Source organism: Micromonospora nigra (genome assembly GCF_900091585.1).
Taxonomy (GTDB): domain Bacteria; phylum Actinomycetota; class Actinomycetes; order Mycobacteriales; family Micromonosporaceae; genus Micromonospora; species Micromonospora nigra.
In genome coordinates this window covers 2279708-2301952 of the sequence record NZ_FMHT01000003.1, presented here as the reverse complement: position 1 = coordinate 2301952, position 22245 = coordinate 2279708, and the positions used below count along the sequence as shown (strand labels likewise).

The 22245-nt window shown below is 73.9% G+C and carries 24 protein-coding genes; 15 read left to right on the top strand and 9 right to left on the bottom strand.

Annotation, left to right across the window (positions count from 1 at the left end; genetic code table 11):
- Positions 1–24 precede the first annotated feature (24 nt).
- The gene (locus GA0070616_RS09785) at positions 25–792 is read left to right on the top strand and encodes a phosphoglyceromutase (protein WP_091079721.1); all 768 of its coding nucleotides are present in this window, start codon (positions 25–27) and stop codon (positions 790–792) included.
- Between the two features lie 54 nt (positions 793–846).
- Here GA0070616_RS09785 and phoU read toward each other — a convergent pair whose 3' ends face one another.
- On the bottom strand, positions 847–1494 hold the full coding sequence (phoU, locus tag GA0070616_RS09780) for a phosphate signaling complex protein PhoU (RefSeq protein ID WP_091079717.1): 648 nt from the start codon (positions 1492–1494) through the stop codon (positions 847–849).
- Positions 1495–1692: 198 nt separating this feature from the next.
- Here phoU and GA0070616_RS09775 point away from each other — a divergent pair, with 198 nt between their 5' ends.
- Complete coding sequence (locus GA0070616_RS09775; RefSeq protein WP_091079713.1) at positions 1693–2973, top strand: ATP-binding protein; 1281 nt, start codon at positions 1693–1695, stop codon at positions 2971–2973.
- Between the two features lie 24 nt (positions 2974–2997).
- On the top strand, positions 2998–3681 hold the full coding sequence (locus tag GA0070616_RS09770; protein WP_091079709.1) for a response regulator transcription factor: 684 nt from the start codon (positions 2998–3000) through the stop codon (positions 3679–3681).
- An 81-nt stretch (positions 3682–3762) separates the two neighbouring features.
- On the opposite strand, the gene GA0070616_RS09765 is transcribed toward GA0070616_RS09770, so the two are convergent.
- Positions 3763–4572, bottom strand: coding sequence for a DUF3109 family protein (locus tag GA0070616_RS09765; protein ID WP_091079707.1), 810 nt, complete (start codon positions 4570–4572; stop codon positions 3763–3765).
- Positions 4573–4645: 73 nt separating this feature from the next.
- On the opposite strand from GA0070616_RS09765, the gene GA0070616_RS09760 reads away from it, so the two are divergent.
- Together GA0070616_RS09760 and GA0070616_RS09755 are read left to right on the top strand one after the other, a co-directional pair.
- Positions 4646–5590 (top strand): Ppx/GppA phosphatase family protein, encoded by a 945-nt coding sequence (locus GA0070616_RS09760; RefSeq protein ID WP_091079705.1) that lies wholly within the window; start codon positions 4646–4648, stop codon positions 5588–5590.
- 74 nt (positions 5591–5664) lie between these two features.
- On the top strand, positions 5665–6471 hold the full coding sequence (locus tag GA0070616_RS09755; protein ID WP_175440021.1) for a sugar phosphate isomerase/epimerase family protein: 807 nt from the start codon (positions 5665–5667) through the stop codon (positions 6469–6471).
- An 88-nt stretch (positions 6472–6559) separates the two neighbouring features.
- Here GA0070616_RS09755 and GA0070616_RS09750 read toward each other — a convergent pair whose 3' ends face one another.
- From GA0070616_RS09750 to GA0070616_RS09740, 3 genes are read right to left on the bottom strand one after another with little or no spacing between them, the layout of a single operon-like run.
- Positions 6560–7144: a CGNR zinc finger domain-containing protein gene (locus tag GA0070616_RS09750; RefSeq protein ID WP_091079702.1), complete on the bottom strand. Its 585-nt coding sequence runs from the start codon at positions 7142–7144 to the stop codon at positions 6560–6562.
- Positions 7141–8328, bottom strand: a complete 1188-nt coding sequence (locus tag GA0070616_RS09745; RefSeq protein WP_091079698.1) for a glutathionylspermidine synthase family protein — start codon at positions 8326–8328, stop codon at positions 7141–7143. Before GA0070616_RS09745 ends, GA0070616_RS09750 begins: the two co-directional genes overlap by 4 nt.
- Position 8329: 1 nt before the next feature.
- On the bottom strand, positions 8330–8626 hold the full coding sequence (locus GA0070616_RS09740; RefSeq protein WP_245712716.1) for a hypothetical protein: 297 nt from the start codon (positions 8624–8626) through the stop codon (positions 8330–8332).
- Positions 8627–8758: 132 nt separating this feature from the next.
- Between GA0070616_RS09740 and GA0070616_RS09735 the strand changes: the two genes are divergently transcribed.
- The 8 genes from GA0070616_RS09735 (at position 8759) to GA0070616_RS09700 (ending at position 16656) form a co-directional block, all read left to right on the top strand.
- Positions 8759–9679, top strand: a complete 921-nt coding sequence (locus GA0070616_RS09735) for a proline dehydrogenase family protein (protein ID WP_091079695.1) — start codon at positions 8759–8761, stop codon at positions 9677–9679.
- A 54-nt stretch (positions 9680–9733) separates the two neighbouring features.
- Complete coding sequence (locus GA0070616_RS09730; RefSeq protein ID WP_245712715.1) at positions 9734–10282, top strand: alpha/beta hydrolase; 549 nt, start codon at positions 9734–9736, stop codon at positions 10280–10282.
- A complete protein-coding gene (locus tag GA0070616_RS09725; protein ID WP_245712714.1) occupies positions 10275–11813 on the top strand; it encodes a hypothetical protein in 1539 nt (512 codons plus the stop codon). The genes GA0070616_RS09730 and GA0070616_RS09725 overlap by 8 nt, the downstream gene beginning before the upstream one ends.
- Before the next feature lie 99 nt (positions 11814–11912).
- On the top strand, positions 11913–13343 hold the full coding sequence (locus tag GA0070616_RS09720; RefSeq protein ID WP_245712713.1) for a hypothetical protein: 1431 nt from the start codon (positions 11913–11915) through the stop codon (positions 13341–13343).
- Positions 13344–13786: 443 nt separating this feature from the next.
- Entirely contained in the window at positions 13787–13996 is a 210-nt protein-coding gene (locus tag GA0070616_RS09715) for a helix-turn-helix domain-containing protein (protein ID WP_091079691.1), read from the top strand.
- Positions 13997–14216: 220 nt separating this feature from the next.
- Positions 14217–14318 (top strand): 30S ribosomal protein bS22, encoded by a 102-nt coding sequence (locus GA0070616_RS09710; RefSeq protein WP_007465623.1) that lies wholly within the window; start codon positions 14217–14219, stop codon positions 14316–14318.
- A 122-nt stretch (positions 14319–14440) separates the two neighbouring features.
- Positions 14441–15514, top strand: coding sequence for an NAD-dependent epimerase/dehydratase family protein (locus tag GA0070616_RS09705; RefSeq protein ID WP_091090351.1), 1074 nt, complete (start codon positions 14441–14443; stop codon positions 15512–15514).
- Positions 15515–15798: 284 nt separating this feature from the next.
- A complete protein-coding gene (locus tag GA0070616_RS09700) occupies positions 15799–16656 on the top strand; it encodes a lysophospholipid acyltransferase family protein (protein WP_091090354.1) in 858 nt (285 codons plus the stop codon).
- A gap of 28 nt (positions 16657–16684) precedes the next feature.
- On the opposite strand, the gene GA0070616_RS09695 is transcribed toward GA0070616_RS09700, so the two are convergent.
- The 4 genes from GA0070616_RS09695 to GA0070616_RS29125 form a co-directional block, all read right to left on the bottom strand.
- Positions 16685–17557: an HAD family hydrolase gene (locus GA0070616_RS09695; RefSeq protein ID WP_091079688.1), complete on the bottom strand. Its 873-nt coding sequence runs from the start codon at positions 17555–17557 to the stop codon at positions 16685–16687.
- Between the two features lie 161 nt (positions 17558–17718).
- The gene (locus tag GA0070616_RS09690) at positions 17719–18576 is read right to left on the bottom strand and encodes a DUF5667 domain-containing protein (RefSeq protein WP_091079685.1); all 858 of its coding nucleotides are present in this window, start codon (positions 18574–18576) and stop codon (positions 17719–17721) included.
- Between the two features lie 287 nt (positions 18577–18863).
- Positions 18864–19793 carry an ECF subfamily RNA polymerase sigma factor, BldN family gene (locus tag GA0070616_RS09685; protein WP_091079681.1) on the bottom strand — a complete coding sequence of 310 codons (930 nt, stop codon included), beginning with the start codon at positions 19791–19793 and terminating at the stop codon, positions 18864–18866.
- Complete coding sequence (locus GA0070616_RS29125) at positions 19790–19924, bottom strand: hypothetical protein (RefSeq protein WP_281187932.1); 135 nt, start codon at positions 19922–19924, stop codon at positions 19790–19792. The genes GA0070616_RS09685 and GA0070616_RS29125 overlap by 4 nt, the downstream gene beginning before the upstream one ends.
- Before the next feature lie 394 nt (positions 19925–20318).
- Here GA0070616_RS29125 and GA0070616_RS09680 point away from each other — a divergent pair, with 394 nt between their 5' ends.
- Both GA0070616_RS09680 and GA0070616_RS09675 read left to right on the top strand, forming a co-directional pair.
- Complete coding sequence (locus GA0070616_RS09680) at positions 20319–21983, top strand: AMP-binding protein (RefSeq protein WP_245712712.1); 1665 nt, start codon at positions 20319–20321, stop codon at positions 21981–21983.
- Positions 21976–22227 (top strand): glutaredoxin family protein, encoded by a 252-nt coding sequence (locus tag GA0070616_RS09675; protein WP_091079675.1) that lies wholly within the window; start codon positions 21976–21978, stop codon positions 22225–22227. The genes GA0070616_RS09680 and GA0070616_RS09675 overlap by 8 nt, the downstream gene beginning before the upstream one ends.
- Positions 22228–22245: the final 18 nt, after the last annotated feature.

Sequence of the window (22245 nt, the reverse complement as noted above, 5' to 3'; positions counted from 1 at the left end):
CGCCGTTGCGGCAGGATGATCCGCATGACTGCGAGCGAAGGGCCCACCGTCGGGACGCTGGTCCTGCTGCGGCACGGCGAGAGTGACTGGAACGCCAAGAACCTCTTCACCGGCTGGGTGGACGTCGACCTGACCGCCAAGGGGGAGAACGAGGCGCGGCGCGGCGGCGAACTGCTGCGTGAACACGACCTGCTGCCGGACGTGGTGCACACCAGCGTGATGCGCCGCGCCATCCGCACCGCCGAGCTGGCGCTGAACGCCGCCGAGCGGCACTGGATCGCGGTGCGCCGGTCGTGGCGGCTCAACGAGCGCCACTACGGCGCGCTACAGGGCAAGAACAAGAAGCAGACCCTGGAGGAGTACGGCGAGGAGCAGTTCATGCTCTGGCGCCGCTCGTACGACACCCCGCCGCCGCCGATCGCGGACGACGACGAGTTCTCCCAGGTCGGCGACCCCCGGTACGCGCTGCTGCCCAGTGAGCTGATGCCGCGCAGCGAGTGCCTCAAGGACGTCGTCGAGCGCATGCTGCCGTACTGGTACGACTCGATCGTGCCGGACATCCTGGCCGGCCGGACGGTGCTGGTGGCGGCGCACGGCAACTCGTTGCGGGCCCTGGTGAAGCACCTGGACCAGGTCAGCGACGAGGCGATCGCCAAGCTGAACATCCCGACCGGCATCCCGCTGCGCTACGACCTGGACGCGCAGCTGCGCCCGCACACGCTGGGCGGCACGTATCTCGACCCGGAGGCGGCGAAGCAGGCCGCCGCGGCCGTGGCCAACCAGGGCCGCTGACGTACTCTCGACGGCCCCGGTCCAGTACGGGCCGGGGCCGTCGCGCGTCGCGGGTCAGCCCGCCGTGGTCTCCCCGGTGACCAGGTAGACCACGTGTTCGCCGGCGTTCACCGCGTGGTCGGCGAAGCGCTCGTAGAAGCGGCCCAGCAGGGTGGCGTCGATGGCGGTCTCCACGCCGTACGGCCAGTCCTCCCCGAGCAGCACCCCGAACAGGCTGCGGTGCAGCTCGTCCATGGCGTCGTCGTCGCGGTCCAGCTCGGCGGCGAGGTCGGCGTCGGGTTCGGCCAGCACCGAGCCGATCTTGGCCGCCATCCGGTCGGCGATCGTCGCCATGTCGGTGAAGACGGGGCGCAGTTCCGCCGGCACGGCCGGGGACGGGTGCCGGCGCAGGGCCGTCTTGGCGACGTGGTCGGCCAGGTCGCCCATCCGTTCCAGGTCGGCGGCGACGTGCAGGGCCGTGATCATGGCGCGCAGGTCGGAGGCGACGGGAGCCTGGCGGGCGAGCAGGTCGAAGACCCGCTCCTCGACGTGCCGGTACACCTCGTCGATCTCGGCGTCGCCGGCGATCACCGTCTCGGCCGCCCCCCGGTCGGCGGTGAGCAGGGCGCGGGTGGCCTGGCGCATGGCGGCGCGCACCCCCTCGGCCATGTCCACCAGCAGTTGGCTGACGGTCTTCAGATCGGCCCGGAACTCGTCGCGCATCATCACGTCCTGTGGTCGGTGTCCGCCCCGGTCTCGGCGGCGTGAGCAGGTGCGATGACCACGCTAGGGGGCGGCGACGGGACCGTGGATGAACGCTGGTGAACGACGCCGGACGTGAGCATGAACATTGCGGGAAGCGAGAGTGCTTCGTCCTGTTCTGGGCGGTAGGCAGGTTAACAATGACCCTACGATCGCCGGGTGGACTGGGCGGTGACGGTGGTGGCGGTGGTGGGAGTGGTGGCCGGACTGGCCGCCGGCCTGCTGGTGGCCCGGTACGTCGCCGGCCGGCAGACGGCGGGCGGGAGCGGCCGGGCCGGCTCCCGATGGCGCAGGGGGAGGCTCGTGATCGCCGAGGAGCAGCAGGCCGGGCTCGGCCGCCGCGCGATCGACTCGCTGCGGGCGGGCGTGGTGGTGCTCGACGCGCAGGACGAGCCGGTGCTGGTCAACCCGGCCGCGCGGGCGATGGGCCTGCTGCGTACCGGGGCCAGGCCGGGCTCGGTCGCCGCGCACCCCCTGGTTCGTACGCTGGCCGGCCAGGTGCGCCGCACGGGCGTGCGCCGCGAGATCGAACTGGACCTGCCCCGGGGCCGCGACAACGCCGCGGAGAACCCGCTCGGTGTGCACCTGCGTGCGATGGGGCTGGGTGGCGGCCACGTGGCCGTGGAGGCGACCGACGTGACCGAGTCGCACCGGCTGGCCCGGGTGCGCCGGGACTTCGTGGCCAACGTCAGCCACGAGTTGAAGACCCCCATCGGGGCGCTCCAACTGCTCGCCGAGGCGCTGCTGGACGCCACCGAGCCGGCCGGCGAGGGCCAGCCCGACCTCTCCGAGGACCTGGTCGCCGCCCGGCGGTTCGCCGAGCGGATCCAGCACGAGTCGACCCGGCTGGGTCGGCTGGTGCAGGAGCTGCTGGAGCTGACCCGGCTCCAGGGCGCCGAGCCGCAGCCGGCGCCGGAGCCGGTGGCGATGGACTGGGTCATTTCCGAGGTGGTGGACCGGACCCGCACCTCGGCGACCGCCCGCCGGGTCGACGTGGTGGTGGACGGCGAGCGGGGGCTGACCGCGTACGGCAGCGACACCCAACTCGCCACGGCGGTCGCCAACCTGGTGGAGAACGCCATCAACTACTCGGGCGAGGACACCACGGTACGGATCACCGCGACCGGCGGCGACGACCACGTGGAGGTCGCCGTCACCGACCAGGGGATCGGCATCGCCCCGACCGACGTGGAGCGGATCTTCGAGCGGTTCTACCGGGCTGACCAGGCCCGGTCCCGGTCGACCGGGGGCACGGGTCTCGGCCTGGCCATCGTGAAGCACATCGCCAGCAACCATGGCGGACGGGTCGACGTGTCGAGCACCCTGGGAGGTGGGTCGACGTTCACCCTCCGGCTGCCCGCCCGCCCCCCGGACGACCTCCTGGCGACACTGGTCTCCGGTGGGATCGAGTCTGGTCCGGCCGAGCTCCGTCAGGCCTGACAGCAGCAATCGAAAGGAAACCCGTTGAGCCGCGTTCTGGTGGTCGAGGACGAGGAGTCGTTCTCCGACGCCCTGTCGTACATGCTCCGCAAGGAGGGGTTCGAGGTCTCCGTGGCCGCGACGGGCACCTCCGCCATCACCGAGTTCGACCGGACCGGCGCCGACATCGTGCTGCTCGACCTGATGCTGCCGGAGATGTCGGGCACCGAGGTGTGCCGGCAGCTCAGGCAGCGCTCGCACGTGCCGATCATCATGGTCACCGCGCGGGACAGCGAGATCGACAAGGTGGTCGGCCTGGAGATCGGTGCCGACGACTACGTGACCAAGCCGTACTCGCCCCGCGAGCTGGTCGCCCGCATCCGGGCGGTGCTGCGACGACAGACCGCCGAGGTGGCCGAGTCCGGAGCGCCCACGTTGGCTGCCGGCCCGGTGCGCATGGACATCGAGCGGCACGTGGTGACCGTCGGTGGCGAGGCCGTGCAGCTGCCCCTGAAGGAGTTCGAGCTGCTGGAGCTGCTGCTGCGCAACGCCGGCCGGGTGCTCACCCGGGGGCAGCTCATCGACCGGGTCTGGGGGGCCGACTACGTGGGCGACACCAAGACCCTGGACGTGCACGTCAAGCGGCTGCGCTCCAAGATCGAACCGGAGCCGTCGTCGCCGCGCTACATCGTCACCGTCCGCGGCCTGGGCTACAAGTTCGAGCCGTGATCCGGACCGGGTCCTGATCCGGCCTCGGCCCGAGCCGCCGGGTCGGTCGCGGTGCCGACGAACAGCTGGTGCCCGGCCGGGTCAGGCGGGGTCGGCCGGGTGGGGTGCGACCAGGCCCCGCCGGGCGCGCGCCGCGCACAGCTCGGCCAGCTTCGCGTACGCCGGCTCGCCGATCAGCGCGGTCAACTCCGGCCCGTACGACAGGTACATCCGCTCCGCACCGACGTGCGCGTCGGTCGACGAGGTGCACCACCAGTCGAGGTCGTGCCCGCCCGCGCCCCAGCCCCGCCGGTCGAACTCGGCCAGCGTGGAGACCAGCACCTTCGTGTTGTCGGGCCGTGTGACCCACTCCTGGTCCCGGCGGACCGGTAGCTGCCAGCAGACGTCCGGCTTGTACTCCAGCGGGTGCACACCGTCGCGCAGCGCCTGCGCGTGCAGGGCGCAGCCCCCACCGGCCGGGAAGTCGGCGTCGTTGAGGAACACGCAGGGGGCGTTCTCGGCCCGGGTGGCGGTGCGCCGCGCCGGCGTCGTGCCGTCCACCGTGTCCTCGGTGGTCCAGTTGTGGAAGCCCCGCCGATGGTGCTGCCAGCTCGCCGGAGTCAACCGCCGCACCGCCGCCCGCACCCGCTTCTCGTCGTCGGCGTCGGTGAAGAACGCGCCGTGCGAGCAGCAGCCGTCGGCGGCACGGCCGGCGACGATGCCGTGGCAGCCCCGGCCGAACACACACGTCCAGCGGGACAGCAGCCAGGTCAGGTCGGCTCGTACGACGTGCGTGTCGTCGGCGGGGTCGACGAACTCCAGCCACTCGCGGGGGAAGTCCAGCGGCACCTCCCGGCTGCGGGGGTCCGCCGGATCGTCCACCAGCACGCGCAGTTCGATCTGACCCGTCACCCGCAACAGCCTACGCGCGGGACGTGTCGCGGGCTGGCGAGCCGTGCAAACCCGTTGGCCCTAGTGTCGTCACATGCGACTGGGTGTCCTCGACGTAGGTTCCAACACGGTTCACTTGCTGGTGGTCGACGCCCACCGTGGCGCCCACCCGTGGCCGGCACACTCGGAGAAGATGGTGCTGCGCCTGGCCGAGCAGCTCGGCCCCGACGGTGCCCTGACCGAGGCCGGCGCGGACTCCCTGGTCAAGGCGGTGGGCATGGCCCGCTCCGCCGCCGCCGGCCTGGAGGCCGACGACCTGCTGGCCTTCGCGACCTCCGCCGTCCGCGACGCCACCAACGCGGCCGAGGTGTTGACCCGGGTCCGGGACGAGACCGGCGTAGGGCTGGAGGTGCTGTCCGGCGCGGACGAGGCGCGGATGACCTTCCTCGCGGTGCGACGGTGGTTCGGCTGGTCGGCCGGTCGGCTGCTGGTGCTGGACATCGGCGGCGGTTCGCTGGAGGTCGCCGCCGGTGTCGACGAGGAGCCGGGCGTGGCGGCGTCGCTGCCGCTGGGGGCCGGCCGGCTCACCCGGGAACGGCTGCGGATCGATCCGGCCAGCGTCCTGCCGCCGTCGGCCGACCTGGTCGAGGAGCTGCGGGAGTACGTCGACGAGCAGCTCGACCCGGTGGTGGCCCGGATGGCCGAGGTGGGCTGGGAACGCGCGGTGGCCACGTCGAAGACGTTCCGCACCCTGGCCCGGCTGGCCGGGGCCGCCCCGTCGGGGGCGGGCCTGTGGGCGCCCCGCCGGCTCACCCGCCGGGGGCTGCGGCAGGTGCTGGGCTTCATCCGGCACATCCCGCCCGCCCAGCTCGTCGAGCTGGAGGGGGTGAGCGCGGGGCGGGCCCACCAGCTGCTCGCCGGGGCGATCGTCGCCGAGGCGGTGCTGCGCCGCCTCGACGTGGACGCGCTGGACATCTGCCCCTGGGCGCTGCGCGAGGGCGTCATCCTGCGCCGGCTGGACCAGCTCGCTCCCGGGTGACCCTGGACCGACCGGTACCGATTCGTCAATCTCCGTACCGATCGCCCCGGCTCGGCCGGGCTACCCTGGTGAGTGTGACTTCCCGCGTGCCGGTGCTCCTGTCCAGTTCCTCGGTCTTCCCTGAGCGGACCGCGGCGGCGTTCCAGCTGGCCGCAGCCCTCGGCTACGACGGCGTCGAGGTCATGGTGTGGACCGACGTGGTCAGCCAGGACGCGGGCGCCCTGCGTGGTCTCGCCGGCCACTACGGCGTGCCCGTGCTGTCGGTGCACGCGCCGTGCCTGCTGGTCACGCAGCGGGTGTGGAGCCCCGACCCGTGGGAGCGGCTGCGCAGGGCCGGCGAGCTGGCCGAGACCCTGGAGGCACCGACCGTGGTCGTGCACCCGCCCTTCACCTGGCAGCGCGAGTACGCCCGCAACTTCGCCGAGGGCCTGGCCGAGGTCGCCGACCGGTTCAGCGGGCTGCGGTTCGCGGTGGAGAACATGTACCCGGTGCGGATGGCCGGCCGGCAGTTCGTCCCGTACGTCCCCGGATGGGACCCGACCGCCACCGGGTACGCCTCCTACACCCTCGACCTGTCCCACTGCGCGGCCTCCCACACCGACGCGATGAAGATGGCCGACCAGATGGGCGACGGCCTGGCCCACGTGCACCTCGGCGACGGCACGGGGGAGGGGCGCGACGAGCACCTGGTGCCGGGGCGAGGCAACCAGCCCTGCGCCGAGGTGCTGCGCTCCCTCGCGGGGCGCGGCTTCACCGGGTCGGTCGCCGTGGAGGTGACCACCCGGGGCGCGAAGAGCCGGGCGGTACGCGAGGCCGACCTGCGGGAGTCGCTGGAGTTCGCCCGCCAGCACCTGGCCACCCCGTCGCCGGTCGACGCCTGAGCCCGGTCGACGCCCGCGCCGGAGCCCGCCCGCGCCGGAGCCGCTCCACGCCTGCGCCCGCCACGGCGGAGCCGCCCGGCGACGCGCGTCAGCTGACCGGGGTCAACGAGTCCGTCGGCGTCTTCTGCGCCGCGACCGGCGGCTGGTCGCCGCCCGCGGCCCGCTTGCGGGCCCGGTGCGCCGCGACGTGCGAGCGGGTCGCGCAGCGCTCCGAGCAGAACCGGCGGCAGCAGTTCGACGAGGTGTCCAGGTAGACGTTGCCGCAGCGGTCGTCCGCGCAGACGCCGAACCGGGCGCTGCCGTACTCGCACAACCACACCGACAGGCCCCACACCGCGCCGGCCAGGAACTCGGAACTCACCGAGGAGCCCCGGCTGGCGACGTGCATGTGCCAGTCGCTGGAGTCGTGCCCGGAGATGCGCGGCTGCACCGGGTGGGCCTCCAGCAGCGCGTTCAGTTCGGACACCGCCTCGGCGTCCCGGCCCGAGGTGCCGTAGTCGAAGACGTCGCGCAGGCGCTTCTGCGCGCGCCGGAAGATCGCCAGGTCCCGCTCCGCGACCTCGTCGCGCATCCACGCGTTCTCGTCGGGGAAGATGGCCCGCAGGTCGTCGAGGTCGTCCAGTCGTGCGTTGACGAGGTCAACACCGGTCCGGGCGTACGCGTCGAAGTTCACACCCCAACGGTAGACGACTCGGCGGGGCGCGGCGCGTCGATGTAGTGCGGCAGGAACCGGGCGTAACCGTCAGTGATCAGGCTGGCGCTCTCCCGTAGCCCGACGCCCGCCGACTCGCCGTCCACGGTCCAGCTGCCCAGCACCAGCCGGTTGCCGGCGAACTCCGGCAGCGCCCGGAACTCCTGGTAGCAGAACCCCTCGTCGCCGTAGTCGCCCGGATTGGTGATCTCACCGTCGGCGGTGACGATGCGCACCGAGCCACCCTCCCGGCCGAGCAGCGGCTTCGCCACGTACTCGGGCATCCCGCGCGGCGAGTCGAGGTAGGCCGGCAGCAGCAGCTCGTGCCCCGGGTACAGCTCCCACAGCACCGCCAGCAGCGCCTTGTTCGACAGCAGCAGCTTCCAGGCCGGCTCGATCCAGGTGGTGGGGGTGCCCGGGTCCAGTGCCGGGCGACCGTACGGCTCGGCCAGCATCCACTCCCACGGGTAGAGCTTGAAGCAGGTGGTGACCGGCCGGTTCGCCCGGTCGACGAAGCGCCGCCCGTCCCAGCCGATCTCCTGGATCGGCAGCAGGTCCACGTCCAGGCCCGCCTGCCGGGCGGTCTCGGCGAGGTAGCCGGCCGTCATGTGGTCCTCGCCCGACTCCTCCTCGTTGGACCAGGCCACGTGCACCCGCCGGTCGTGCAGCCCGGCGCCGATCTTCGCCCAGCCGGCCACCAGGCGTTCGTGCAGGCTGTTCCACTGGTCGGCCTCCGGCCGGGTGTCCTCCAGCCAGTACCACTGGATGATGCTCGCCTCGACCAGCGCGGTCGGGGTGTCGGCGTTGTACTCCAGCAGCTTCGGCGGCCAGCTGCCGTCGTAGGCGAGGTCGAACCTGCCGTACAGGCTGGGCGGATCCTCCCGCAGTGACCTCGCGACGGCCTCGGCCGCCCAGTCGGGGATGCCGAACTCGGCGTACCGGTGCCGGGCGACCACGTGCGCGGCGGCGGCCACGGACATCCGGTGCAGCTCCTCGGTGGCCTCCTCCAGCCGCAGCACCTCGTCCAGTTCGAAGGCGTACGCCGCGCTCTCGTCCCAGTACGACATCACCCCGCCGTCGGGCAGTTCGGTGTCGACGTACACCAGGCCCTGGGCGCGGATCGTGGCGTCCCAGTCGGGGCGCGGGGTGACGGACTCCCGGCGCACCTCAGCCGCCGCAGGCGGCGAGGTGGGTGCCGAAGCCGCCTCTGTCGGGCAGCGCGGCGGCGGCCGGCTCGGTCCGCCCGCCCGGCACGGGTGTCGGCGCACGCAGGGCCAGCGCCACGGTGCCGCCACCACCGGCCGGCCCGAGGGCGCAGTCGTCATCGTCGTCGTCGTCCGAGGTCATGTTGCAGCCCGACAGGGCGAGCGCCAGTGCGGTGAGTGCGCCGAGCTGCACGGAGGCCGACCGGAGCCGGCGGCGGGGGCGTTGGTCCACGTCATGGTTGTAACCGATGGACGCCATTCCCGTCGTCCCCCGGACGGCTCCGCCGTCCGGGTTCCGGTCGCGAATCGCGGCCGTCCTGCGGTCGGGCGGCCGTCGGGCGGACCGGTCGCCGAGCGGCGCGCGTCGGGGGCGGGGCGTTACGCTCGGTTCATGCTCCGTACCGTCATTCTCGCCGCCTCCCGGTCATCCCAGGTCGAGCGGCTCCTCGCGACGGTCCCCTTCACCCGGGACGTCGTGCGCCGGTTCGTCGCCGGCGCCCAGACCGACGACGCGTTGCGCGCGACCCGCGAACTCGTCGCCGACGGTCTCGCGGTGACCCTCGACAATCTCGGCGAGGACACCGTCACCCCCGAGCAGGCCACCTCGATCCGCGAGGAGTACCTGCGGCTGCTGTCGATGCTCTCCGCCGCCGGGTTGACCCCGGCGGCCGAGGTGAGCGTGAAGCTCTCCGCGCTCGGTCAGGCCTTCGACGAGCAGCTCGCCTACGACAACGCCCGGGCGATCTGCGCCGCCGCCGACGCGGCGGGCACCACGGTCACCCTGGACATGGAGGACCACACCACCACCGACTCGACGCTCGACATCCTGGCCAAGCTCCGCAAGGACCACCCGTCGACCGGCGCGGTGCTCCAGGCGTACCTGCGGCGCACCGAGTCGGACTGCCGGGAGTTGGCCGGTGCGGGATCCCGGGTGCGGCTGTGCAAGGGTGCGTACTCCGAGCCGGAGTCGGTGGCCTACCAGTCCGCCCGGGACGTGGACAAGTCGTACGTGCGCTGCCTCAACATCCTGATGTCCGGTGACGGGTACCCGATGCTGGCCACCCACGACCCGCGCCTGATCGCCATCGGCGAGGACCGGGCCCGCTGGTACGACCGTGGCCCCGACGGATTCGAGTTCCAGATGCTGTACGGCATCCGGCCCGACGAGCAGGCCCGGCTCGTCGGCGAGGGTTACACGGTGCGCACCTACCTGCCGTACGGCGAGGACTGGTACGGCTACCTGATGCGTCGTCTCGCCGAGCGTCCCGCCAACCTGGCCTTCTTCGCCCGGGCCCTGGCCTCCAGGAAGTAGCCGGGCAGGCGGGCAGCCGGCGACGGCCGGGCAGGGCGGGTCGCCGCGGTCGACGTGCGGGGGCACGGGCAGTCCAGCGCCGGCTGGTCGTCGTACGCCCCCGCCGACCACCCCGAACTGGTCGGCGGCCTGGTGCTGACCGGCGCCTTCGTGGGTCAGCCCCGCCTCAACCCGCTCATGCGCCTGGCGGTGGCGGCGGTGCTGCGCAGCCCACGCCTGTTCGGGATGTTCCACCGCACCCTGTTCCCGGTCCACCGACCGGCCGACGACGCCGCCTACCGCCGAGCCATGGTGGCCAACCTGCGCGAACCCGGCCGGATGGCCGCCACCCGGGGTGTGGCCGAGCCCGTCGAGCCGCACTGGACCGCGGGGGTCGCCGACGTGCGGCAGCCCGTGCTGGTCCTGACGGGAGCGAAGGACCCGGACTTTCCCGACCCCGCCCGAGCGGATGGTGTCCGCACTGGACGTCGCCTTTCGCGAGTGGCCCACCGAGCAGGACTGAGCGCCACGGTGAGGATCACCGGCGGGCGTGGTGGCCGTCCGTCGGGTTGGTGCGCCTCGCCACTGGGGGCCGAAAGCCCGTACCCTTCGCCGGGTGACTGACGGGAGGCCCCTGCCCGACGCCCGACCGGACACCGCACCCGCGCCGCCGGCGTCGCCCGACCCCGCCGCCGCGTCGTCCGGCGAGCCTGCCCCCGCGTCGTCGGGCGACCCCGCCCCTGCGCCGTCGGGCGACCCCGCCCCTGCGCCGTCCGGCGAGCCTGCCGCTGTGTCGCCCGAGCCGGTCGCCGTGCCGCGTGGGCCGGCTGTTCCCGACTGGGCCGGGGACGACCTCGCCCCGCCGGCCGCCGCCTGGATGCCCGCGCTCGACCGGCGACCCCGCCGCCTCTGGCCCCTGTGGACGGCGCTCGTGGCCGTGGTCGTGCTGCTCACCTGCGGCCTGCCCGCCGCGCTGCTGTCCAGCGCGGTGCGCGACGCGGGAGTCGGTGTGGTCCGCCGTGTGAGCCCGCAGGTCGAGGATCCCACCGTGCTGGCCGCCCGCCAGCTCTCCGCGCGGCTGACCGCGCAGCTCGAGCGGCAGGCCGCCGCGCTGCTCGCGGGCGACCGGGCCGGCTGGCTGGCGGTGGCGGAGCCCGCCGCCCACCCCGAGCTGCTGCGCCGGTACGCGGCGCTGCGTGCCCTGCGGGTGACCGGCTGGCAGGTCCGGGCCCAGGATCTGCCCACGGAGGTGCCGGGACGGCCGGGCGAGTGGCGGCTGCTGGTGGAGTACCGCTACTGCTTCGTGGTGCCGGGCTGCCGGGTGAGCAGTGTGGTGGCCGGCACCCGCTGGCGCCTGGACGGTGGACAGCCCCGCCTGGTGGCCGTCGAGGCGTCCCGGTCGGCCCGCACCGGCACCCGGCCGTGGGAGATCAGCGAACTGGTCGTCGCGCACGGCTCCCGGACCGTGGTGGCCACCACCCCCGAGCTTCGCCGGACGCTGCCCGAGTTGCTGGCCAAGGCGGAGGCGGCGGCGCGGGTCGCCGACGACTACGTGGTCTCGGGCCCGCCCCCGGACCGCTACCGGGTGTTCTACGCGGGGCCGCAGGAGTGGCGCCGCTGGTATGGCGGCGACCGGATGGAGTGGACCGCCGGTTACGCGGTGACCGTCGGGGGTGGACACCACGAGGTGGTGTTGAACGCCGAGCGGGTCAGCGCCGACGGCCTGGCCGACCTGCTCCGGCACGAACTGACCCACGCGGCGTCGCTCCCCGAACGCGGCTACCCCGGCCGGAGCACCTGGTGGCTGGTGGAGGGCCTGGCCGAGTACGCGGCCGCCGACGGGCAACCGGTCGACCGGTACGAGGGGTTGACCGCGGTGCGGCAGATGGTCCGTGCGGGGTGGACCGGCCGGCTCGACGACGTGGCCCCGGGCGAGGACGCCACGGCGGAGCGGGTCGCCGGCAGCTACGGCGTGTCCTATCTGGCGGTCCGGCACCTGATCGACAGGTACGGGCCGGGCCGGGTGCTCGCCTTCACCCGGCTGGTGCTGCACGAGCTGCGGCCGGTGGCCGAGGCCGCCCAGGAGTCGCTGGGCGAGGCGTGGCCGGGCGTGCACGACAGGGCCACCGCGTACGTTCGGGCGGTCGTCGGCTGACCTCGGCCGCAGCGTTCACGCAGGTGACGGCTCGCTGCCCGGTGGCCCCGGCCGAGGGTGGTGGTGGCCCGACCGGCCGGCGGGCCGTACCCTTCGCCGGTGAGCGACGGGGGAGCTGTGGCCGACGAACCGACAACGAGCACCGCGCCGAGCCCGGCGGCTGACCCGGTGCCGAGCCCGGCAGCCGATCCGGAGCCGGTCGCGACGGTCGATCCGGAACCGCCGTCGCCGGTGGCCGCACCGGGGCCCGACCGGCGACCGCGTCACCGCTGGCCGTTGTGGGCCTCGCTCGTCGCGGTCAGCCTGCTGCTGACCCTGGGCCTGCCCGCGGCGCTGTCGGCCGGCGGCTCCGGCGTCGCGACGCTGGCCAGGGCCGCCGCAGCACCGGAGAACCCGACCACCGTGGCGGCCCGGCAGCTCGCCGAGCGGATCAGCGGACAGTTGGAGCGGCAGTCCGCCGCGTTGCTCGCGGGCGACCGCGAGGGATTCCTGGCGATCGCGGCCCCGGCCGCCCGTGCCGACCTGCGGCAGCGGTTCGCCGCGCTCCGGGCGTTGCGGGTGTCCGCCTGGCAGGCGCGCCCGCACGGCCTGCCCACGCCGACCAGCCGGGCCGGCGACTGGCGGCTGGTGGTCGAGTTCCGGTACTGCTTCGTGGTGCCGGGCTGTCGGACCAGCCCGCTGCTGGTGAACACGCGGTGGCGGGAGGGCACGGCGGCACCGCGCCTGCTCGCGCTGGCGGTGTCGGAGCCCGACGCCCAAGTGAACGGCTGGGCGCACAGCCAGTACGCCGCCCTGCCCTGGGAGGTCAGCGAGCTGGTCGCGGCGGTGGGCGAGCGCACGATCGTGGCGACCACCCCGGCGCTGCGCGACCGGCTGCCGAACCTGCTGCGGCGGGCCGAGGCGGCGGCCACCGTCGCCGACGCGTACGCGATGGGGGACGCGCCGCCCGACCGGTACCGGATCTTCTACGCCGGGCCGAGGGAGTGGAAGCGCTGGTACGGCGGCGAACAGCCGTCGTGGAGCGCCGGGTACGCGGTCCCCGTCGGCGGTGACCGGCACGAGGTGGTGGTCAGGGCGGACAGCCACAGCGGTGCCGATCTGGAGAAGTTGCTGCGGCACGAGCTGACCCACGTCGCCTCGCTGACCGAGCACGGGCCGACGGGCGCCTCGGCCTGGTGGCTGGTCGAAGGGCTGGCCGAGCTGGCCGAGGCCGACGGCGAGCCCGCCGACCGGCACCCCCGGATGGCGGAGGTGCGGCGGCTGGTCGGCCGTGGCTGGAAGGGCCCGCTCGACCGGATCGCCCCCGACCACGACACCGCCGACTGGCGGGTGAGCGCCGCGTACGGGGTCTCCTACCTCACCGTCCGGTGTCTCGCCGACCGGTTCGGGGAGCAGCGGCTGTTCGCCTTCGCCAAGGCGGTGCTGCACGAGCGCCGGATCCCGAGGCAGACGGCCGAGGAGATCCTCGGGGAGCCCTGGTCCGTCGTGCAGGACGACTGCGTCGCGTACGTTCGCCGGTTGGCCGGCTGACGGACGGGCGCGCGGCCTCGTCGCCCCTCTCCGACGTCGGTCGCCTTCTCCGCCGTCACCGGCGGACGGGGTGCCGGGGTGCGACCGTTCATGATCGACCTGACACACTGGTGCCCGCTCCCAGCGCGGAGCCCCGGTCCGCGTCCGGAAGCGGTCCGGGGCACCCGTCCGGTGGCCCCGGTGGCGCCGCCGGGGCCACCGGACGCCTCCGTGCCCGGGGCGGATCGACGGGTCCACCGGTCAGGGAATCGGACAGTCGGCGCGGCGGGTCGGTCGACGAGGTGACCCACCGGGGTGACATGCGTGCGAATGGTGATCAGTTGTACGAAGGGATCGCGCCGGTCACAGCCGTCCCGTTACCGTACTGGTAACACGCGCGTCGCGAACCGTGCGGGAAGACCCGTGCGGTGGCACGCGCCGGGCATGGGATGGGTTGGTGAGCCATGGCCGGGTCGCAGTCCGACGGTCGGCTGTCGGACGTCAAGTTCCTGACCGTCGCCGAGGTGGCGACGGTCATGCGGGTGTCCAAGATGACGGTCTACCGTCTCGTGCACAGCGGTGAGTTGACCGCCGTGCGGGTGGGCCGGTCGTTCCGGGTGCCCGAGCACGCGGTGCACGAGTACCTCCGTGGTGCCTTCCAGGAGACCGCCTGATCCTGCCGGGCGGCCCCACGGGTGGCCGGGCGGCCGGGCCTCGACGGGGGCGCGTTGGTCCTGCTCGGGCTCTGCCGCTACGCTGGACGTCGATCGTGACCTCAGGTGCGCCCCGCCGCTTACCGCGCTGGTCCGGTCCGTTGTCCGCACGCGGTCGCCGACACCACCCCTCGGTGGGTGTCTGTCGATCGCCCCGCACGTTGCATCGAAAGGCTGTCGTATGGGCTCGGTGGTCAAGAAGCGCCGCAAGCGCATGGCTAAGAAGAAGCACCGCAAGCTGCTGCGCAAGACCCGCGTCCAGCGTCGCCGTCTCGGCAAGTGACCGGCGCCGGGCCCAGGCCCGGCTCACCGGCGTCACTTGCCAAACTGTCGACCCCCGGAGGCTCAGGTGATCAGGCCGTGGTTGTCCCGGCTCGATCTCACCTGCCGGGGGAGGTGCGCGAGGTGACCCCCGGAGACACCACCGGTGTCCCGGGGGTCGTCGTCGTGACCGGGGTGGGTCGCTATCTCGGCGCTCACGTGGCCGCCCGGCTCGCCGCCGACCCCCGGGTCGAACGGGTCATCGGGGTGGACCCGACGAGTCCTGGTCCCGAGTTCACCGATCTGCTCGACCGGGTCGAGCGGGTTCGCCTCGACCCCGGCTCCCTGGGCCACTTCCTGGCCGACCTCGACGTCGACGCCGTGGTGCACCTGGCGCTGGTCAGCGCCCCCGACCCGCAGAACGGTGGCCGGTCGGCGATGAAGGAGCAGAACGTCATCGGCACGATGCAGCTGCTCGCCGCCTGTCAACGGGCGCCCCGGCTGCGCAAGCTCGTGGTGCGGTCCTCCACCGCCGCGTACGGCGCGTCGTTCCGCGATCCGGCCGTGTTCACCGAGGAGACCGAGCCGCGCGAGGTGCCACGCGGCGGTTTCGGCCGCGACATCCTCGACATCGAGGGGTACGTCCGCGGCTTCCGTCGCCGCCGGCCCGACGTCACCGCCACCGTGCTGCGCTTCGCGCCGTTCATCGGCTCGACGGCCGACACCACGCTGACCCGCTACTTCTCGCAGCCGGTGGTGCCCACCGTGTTCGGCCGCGACCCGCGCCTACAGTTCCTGCACTTCGACGACGCGCTGGAGGTGCTGCACCGGTCGATCGTCGAGGAGCATCCGGGCACCTACAACGTGGCCGGGCCGGGCGTGCTCGCGCTGTCGCAGGCCATCCGACGGGCCGGTCGGGTCGCCGTGCCGGTGCTGGAACCGGGGCTCTCCGGCGGGGCCGCGCTCGCCCGTACCCTCGGCTTCGGCCGGTACGGTCTCGACCAGGTCGACCTGTTCGTCCACGGCCGGGTCGTGGACACCAGCCGGCTGGAGCGGGAGTACGGCTTCACGCCCCGTTCCACCGCCGCCGCCTTCGAGGAGTTCATCCGGGCCCACCACGGGGGTGTGGTGGTGACCCGCCAGCAGTTGGCGCTGGCCGAACAGCTCGTGCTGGAGGGCATCCGACAGGTCCGCTCCACCGTTCGGGAACTGCCGTGACGGGCCCGGACGAGCACGACGACGCCCGCCTCGGCCGGCGGTACGCCGTACCGCGGCGGGTGGCCGGGCCGAGCGCGGAGCCGGCGCGGCGCAACGGCCACCGCCCCGCCGGGGCTGCCGCGCCCCGCGCCGTGGAGCCGGCCGGTGGCACCGGTGCGATGAGCGACGACGAGCCGGACCCGCCGACCGACACCCCGCAACCGTCGGCGTCCGCTCCGGCCGGCGACCCGGTGGTCGCGCGGCCGTCGGCGTCCGTTCCGGCCGGCGACCCGGTTGCCCCGGCGGTGACCGGCCGGCCGGGCGACGTCTGGGACCGGCGGGTCGCCGGGGGCCTGGCGTTCCTGCGCCGACGGCTCTCCGGGGAGTACGAGGTCGACGAGTTCGGCTTCGACCGGGAACTCACCGACGCGGTCTTCCACCCGTTGCTGCGCCGGCTCTACCGGGACTGGTTCCGCACGGAGGTCACCGGCGTGGAACACGTACCCGACGACGGGCCCGCCCTGGTGGTGGGCAACCATTCGGGCACCGTGGCGCTGGACGCGCTGATCCTGTCCACCGCCCTGCACGACCGGCACCCGAACCACCGCTACCTGCGGTTGCTCGGCGCCGACCTGGTCTTCCGGATGCCGGTGGTCTCCGAGCTCGCCCGCAAGACCGGCGGCACGGTGGCCTGCAACCCCGACGCGGAACGGCTGCTGAGCGGTGGCGAACTGGTCGGCGTCTTCCCGGAGGGCTTCAAGGGCATCGGCAAGCTCTACTCGGAGCGCTACAAGCTGCAACGTTTCGGTCGGGGCGGATTCGTGTCGGCGGCACTGCGTACCGGCACCCCGATCGTGCCGGTCGCCATCGTCGGCGGCGAGGAGATCTATCCGATGCTCGCCGACGTGAAGCCGCTGGCCCGGCTGCTCAAGCTGCCGTACTTCCCGGTGACGCCGACCTTCCCCTGGCTGGGGCCGCTGGGCATGGTGCCGCTGCCGAGCAAGTGGCTGATCGAGTTCTGCCCGCCGATCCCCACCGCCCACCTCGTCGACTCGGCGGACGACCCGCTGGTGGTGTTCAACCTCGCCGACCAGGTGCGGGAGACCATCCAGCAGTCCCTGCACCGGCTGCTGGAACGCCGCCCCGACCCGTTCGGACCGTGACGACCGTCGGCACGGGCCGCGGTGCGGATCAGGTGGGGCGGCGGCGACGGTGCAGGGCGAGGCCGGCGGTGACCGCTCCGGCCAGCAGCCCGGCGGCGGCGGTCGAGGGGACCGCGATCCTGACCGCGCGCCGACCGGTGCGGAAGTCCCGCACCTCCCAGCCGCGGTCCCGGGCCTCCCGCAGCAGCGCGCCGTCGGGGTTGACGGCCACGGCCCGGCCCACCGCCGACAGCAGCGGAAGGTCGTTGCAGGAGTCGCTGTAGGCGGCGCAGCGGGCCAGCTCCAGCCCCTCCACGGCGGCGAGCTGGGTGACCGCCTCCGCCTTGGCGGGGCCGTGCATCACGTCGCCGACGAGCCGACCCGTGTACGCCCCGTCGACGATCTCGGCGACCGTGCCGATCGCGCCCGTCAGCCCGAGCCGGGCGGCGATCACCCGGCCGATCTCCACGGGGGCCGCACTGACCAGCCAGACCCGCTGACCGCTGTTCAGGTGGTGTTGCGCCAGCCGCCGGGTGCCGGCCCAGATCCGGGGTGCCATCAGCTCGTCGAAGATCTCCTCGGCGAGGTGTTCCACGTCGTCGACCCGCCAGCCCCTGACGAAGGCGAGGGCCGCCTCCTTCGCCCGCGACATGTCGCCGGCGTGCTCGGTGGCCAACACCCGGAAGCGCAGCTGCTGCCAGCCGAACCGGGCCAGGTCCACGGCGGTGAAGTGGTTCCGGGCGGCGAGCCCGCGGGCGAACCAGTAGATCGAGGCGCCCTGCATCATCGTGTTGTCGATGTCGAAGAAGGCCGCCGCGCTGTCGTCGGCGGGCATTGCCGGTGCTGCCAGGCCGGTCTCGGCCCAGCCGGCGGTGTGACCGTGCCCGTCGGTGCTCACGGTCACCTTACGGCTGCGGACCATCCGGCCTCCTCCGCTCGATCCGGCAACGCCACCGCGAGGTTAGCCGGACCCTCCCGGTCTCCAGCTCTTAGCTGACCGGACTGTGGCCCACGGCTCGCGGTACCGCCCGCCCGGCGGAACGGCGGGTGCGCCCGGGGCCCGGCCACGACGGCCGGACCGGGTCAACGCGGGCAGCCGGCCGGGGTGGGGCCCAGGGCGTCGCTGCCGGTGGACGCCGGCAGGCCGCAGGCGATGGCGGCGCGTAGCGCCGCCGCCCGCCGGTCGATCGCGTCGAGCAGGGCGAGGGAACGGCGGGCGCGGTCCCGCTCGGCACGGGACGCGCCGTCGGCCAGCGCGCCGACCGCCCGCCGCTGACCGTCGAGGAAGGTGTCGACGGCGTCCAGCGCCGCCGGATCCGACCGCTGTGCCGCGGCGCCGGTCAGCAGGCGTACGCCCTGGCGGGTGTCCGCGTCCATGTCGTCGAGGACGGTGTCGAAGCCGACCGCGTCGCCGCGCAGTTCCGCCGCCTCGCCGAGCCGGGTACGGGCGAAGCCGAGGAAGAGTTGCCCACGGCTGACGTCCGAGCTGGTCAGCGCGAGCTGGGCCCGTTCGGTGCCGCGCTTCATGCCGTACAGCGCGTCGCCGGGCACCGCGTTCTCGCTGGCGGCGGAGATGCCGGAGACGGCCACGGCCCCGGCGGCGATGCCGACCAGGATGGCGCCCCGGGCACGGGCCCGCCGGGCGGTGGCTGCCGGCAGCAGCGGGCCGCGACCCGTCGACGGCTGCCCGGTGACCCCGGCGGGAGCGCCGATGCCCTCCCGCTCGGCGGTGGCGAGCAGCATCGCCCGCAGGCCGGTGCGGAAGTCGGGATCCACCTCTGCGGGCGGGGGGTCGGTGCTGAACCGCCGCCCCACCGCCACGAGTCGGACGAGCTCGTCGTCGGCCCGGGACCGTACGTGGTGACGCCGGCCGCCGTTGGCTTCGTCGAGAAGCTGCGCGAAGCGCTCGGCGCGCCGACGGGAGAAGAGGGTGCTGTCCACCGCGGCACCTCCTCTCGCTGGTCGCGGCCGGTCGGCCGCAGTCTCTGGCCAGCGACCTGGACGTCGTGACATCAAGGGCGGAGTCGCGGTGGGCCGCGTCGCCGTACCTCGTCAGACCCGGGGGGATGCCGGAACTGTCACCGGTCGCACCCGGAGAAACGCGCCGTGCCGGGGGCGGGTTACGGGGGCGGCGGAGGCGAAATTACGGAAAGTGATCGCCATCACGACAGTAGATGGCCGCTGAGCTGGGCGAACGTGACATCGACCGGCGTCGACGACGGGTCCGGCTACGGCTGGAAGCCGTCCGGGAGCAGCCGGGCGAGCGCGCGTACGGCCCGGTACTGCAACGCCTTGATGGCACCCTCGTTCTTGCCCATCGCGCGGGCGGTCTCCGCCACCGAGAAGCCCTGGAGGAAGCGCAGCACGATGCACTCCTGCTGCTCGGGATTGAGCTGCTTGACGGCGGTCAGCAGCGCGACGTTCGTGATGTGCTCCACCACCGCCGCCTCCGGGCTGCCCTCCGGGCCCCGGTCCTCGCGGTCGGCGTCGAGCACGTCCCCGGTGGTGACCTCCAGCCGGTAGCGGCCGGACTTGAAGTGGTCGGCGACCAGGTTGCGGGCGATGGTGACCAGCCACGCCCCCAGGTCGCGACCCTGCCAGGTGAAGCTGCTGATCCGTTTCAGCGCGCGCAGGAACGTGTCGGAGGTGAGGTCCTCCGCCAGTTGCCGGTTGCCCACCCGGAAGTAGACGAAGCGGAAGACCGTGTCCACGTACCGGTCGTACAGCAGCCCGAACGCCTCCGCCTCACCGGCCTGCGCCCGCTCGACCAGCGTCCAGACCTCGGTGGCCGGGTCGGACGGGTCGGGGCGGCTGGGGAAACCCGTGGCGGTCACGGCGGCGGGCGGCACGGTCGGGAGCAGCGCCGTCTCCCCGGCCGACGGGTCCGCCACCGGGGTGTCGCCCGTCCGACGGGCCTGGGTCGGCATGGGGGGCCGGACGGCGACCCGGCCGCCGGCGGGTCTGGTGTTCCCGCCGGGCGTGGCTGGTCGCGGTGGTGGCTCGTTCTGGTGCACCCGTCTGGCGGTGCCGTCGCCCCGACTCGTGGGCGTGACCGTCTCGTCCGACGGGTCGTGGGCCCCGGCACGTTCGTTGACCGGGGGCCGACCGGACGACCGGGTCAGCCCGATGGGTCGCTCCGCGTAACCGTAGGTGGTCATCGCGCCGCCCCCGTTCCGTCGGTGGGCCGCGCGGCCCGGCCGTTCAGGTTGTGGCCGGGCAGGCCGGATCCGGGGTGTGCCGACCAGCGGCAGATCCCCTTGAGGTGCTGGTCCAATGCGCTTACGGGCACGGGGGCCTCCTCGGGCTGAGGGGTGTCGACTCACGGCAAAATGGGGTGAGCCGACCCGAGTGATGATAGGGCCAACGTCACCCGCGCGTGGCAAGTCCGTTACACAGAGCCATAGTATTTCCCGCCGTGTCGCGCCTCCGGCGGACCGGTTGTCCGTCGTGGGTGGTTGACATCCGGGTGGGCTGGTGCTCCACAGGAGATTCGCAGGTCAGGGTCGATGTGGCGGCGAATCCGGCGGTGTCGGCCGGTCCGTGGGCACACCGACAACAACCTCTCAGGCGACCGGTGGACACCACTGCGGAGCGTGGTGCGGCGGCGTCAGTGTGCCGCATCCGGGCTGCCGCCGTGCTCCGCCCATGGCCGTGGGAGCCGGGCTGTGCCAGACTCAGCCACCGTGCAGGACCCAGCCGACGGCTCCGCGCCGAACCTCGCCGACCGGCTCCGCCGGGCGGCCGTCGCCCACGGCGACCGACCCGCGCTGCACTGGCGGGACCACACCCTCACCTGGTCCGCACTGGACGCGGCGGTCACGGCGACCGCCCGGGCGCTGGCCGCCGCCGTACCCGGCGACGGGCAGGGCCCCGGCCGGGTGGCCGTCGCCCTGCCCAACTCCCCGGACTGCGTCGTGGGCCTGCTCGCCACGTTGCGGGCCGGGCTGGTGGCGGTGCCGGTCAACCCCGACCTCACGGCCGGCGAACTCACCCACGTCCTGGCCGACTCCGGCGCGTCCGTCCTGATCGGCACCGAGCGGGTGCGGGACCTGGTCGCCGGGTCCGCCGCCGCCCTGCCCGCGCTGGTGGCCGTGCACACCGCGCCGCCGACCGGGGGTGTCGCGGCCCGGTTCCCGACCCGCCGCGCCGAGGACCTGGCGGTGCTGCTCTACACCTCCGGCACCGAGGGCCGGCCGAAGGGCGCCATGCTGACCCACGGCGCGCTGGCCGCCAACCAGGAGCAGGTGGACCGGATCGAACCGCCCGTGGTCGGTCCCGACGACACCGTGCTGCTGGCGCTGCCGCTGTTCCACGCGTACGGGCTCAACTCGGGGCTCGGTGCGGTCGTGCACCACGGCGCGACGGGGGTGCTCGTCGACGACCTCGGCGCCGACGCCGCGCTCGGTGAGATCGCCCGGCACCGGGTCAGCGTCCTGGTCGGCGTACCGTCGATGGTGCAGTCCTGGGCTCGGGCGGAGCCGGCCGCCCTGGCCGCGGCGATGGCGGCGGTCCGGGTGGTGGTGTGCGGCGCGGCGCCGCTGGAGCCGGCCGACGCGGCACGCCTCACCGCGGCTGCGGGTCGACCCGTGCACGTGGGCTACGGCCTGACCGAGACCGCTCCCGCGCTGACCTCGACGCTGGTGGGTGGGGAGCCCAAGCCCGGGTCGGTGGGCCGCCCGCTGCCCGGCGTCGAGCTGCGCCTGGTCGACCCGGACGGGATCGAGCTGTGGCGCGACGGCGTGCAGGTGCCCGACGACGACGCCGACGAGCTGGAGCTGTCCGACCCGACGTCGGGCACCGACCCGGGGCAGGTCGTGGTGCGTGGGGCCAACCTGTTCGCCGGGTACTGGCCGGACGGCCGGGGCGGCCCGGACGCCGACGGCTGGTGGCCCACCGGGGACGTGGCGTACGCCGACGCCGACGGCGACCTGTTCCTGGTCGACCGCCTCGGCGACCTGATCATCGTCAACGGCTTCAACGTGTACCCGCGCGAGGTGGAGCTGGTGCTCTCGGCGCACCCGGCGGTGGCGGAGTCCGCGGTACTGGGTGTGCCGCACCCCCGGACCGGGGAGACTGTCCGGGCGTACGTGGTGCCGGTGCCGGGGCGTCGGGTCACCGGCGAGGAGTTGCTCGCCCACTGCGCACGTCACCTGGCCCGGTTCAAGTGTCCGACCGACGTCGAGTTCGTCGACGAGTTGCCGCACTCGGCCATCGGCAAGGTGCGCAAGGTCCTGCTCCGGCCGTCGTCGGCCGCCGCGACACCCCGGGTGCCGCCCCCACGCGGCATCCACCGACCCCGACCCGCCGGCCCGGCGGGCGCCGCCACGACGGAGGACGCGGATGCGTGAGCCCCGACTCACCCTGATCACCCGGCCCGGCTGTCACCTGTGCGAGGACGCCAAGGCGGCCCTCGACCGGGTGGTCGCGGTCACCGGCGACCGGTGGATCGAGAAGGACGTCAGCGAGGACGTGGAGCTGGAACGCGAGTACGGCGACCGGCTGCCGGTGACGTTGCTCGACGGCAAGGAGCACGGCTACTGGCGGGTGGAGGAGGAACGGCTGCTGCGGGACCTCACGACCCCCCAGCTGTAGCGCCCGCGTCGGTAGGGT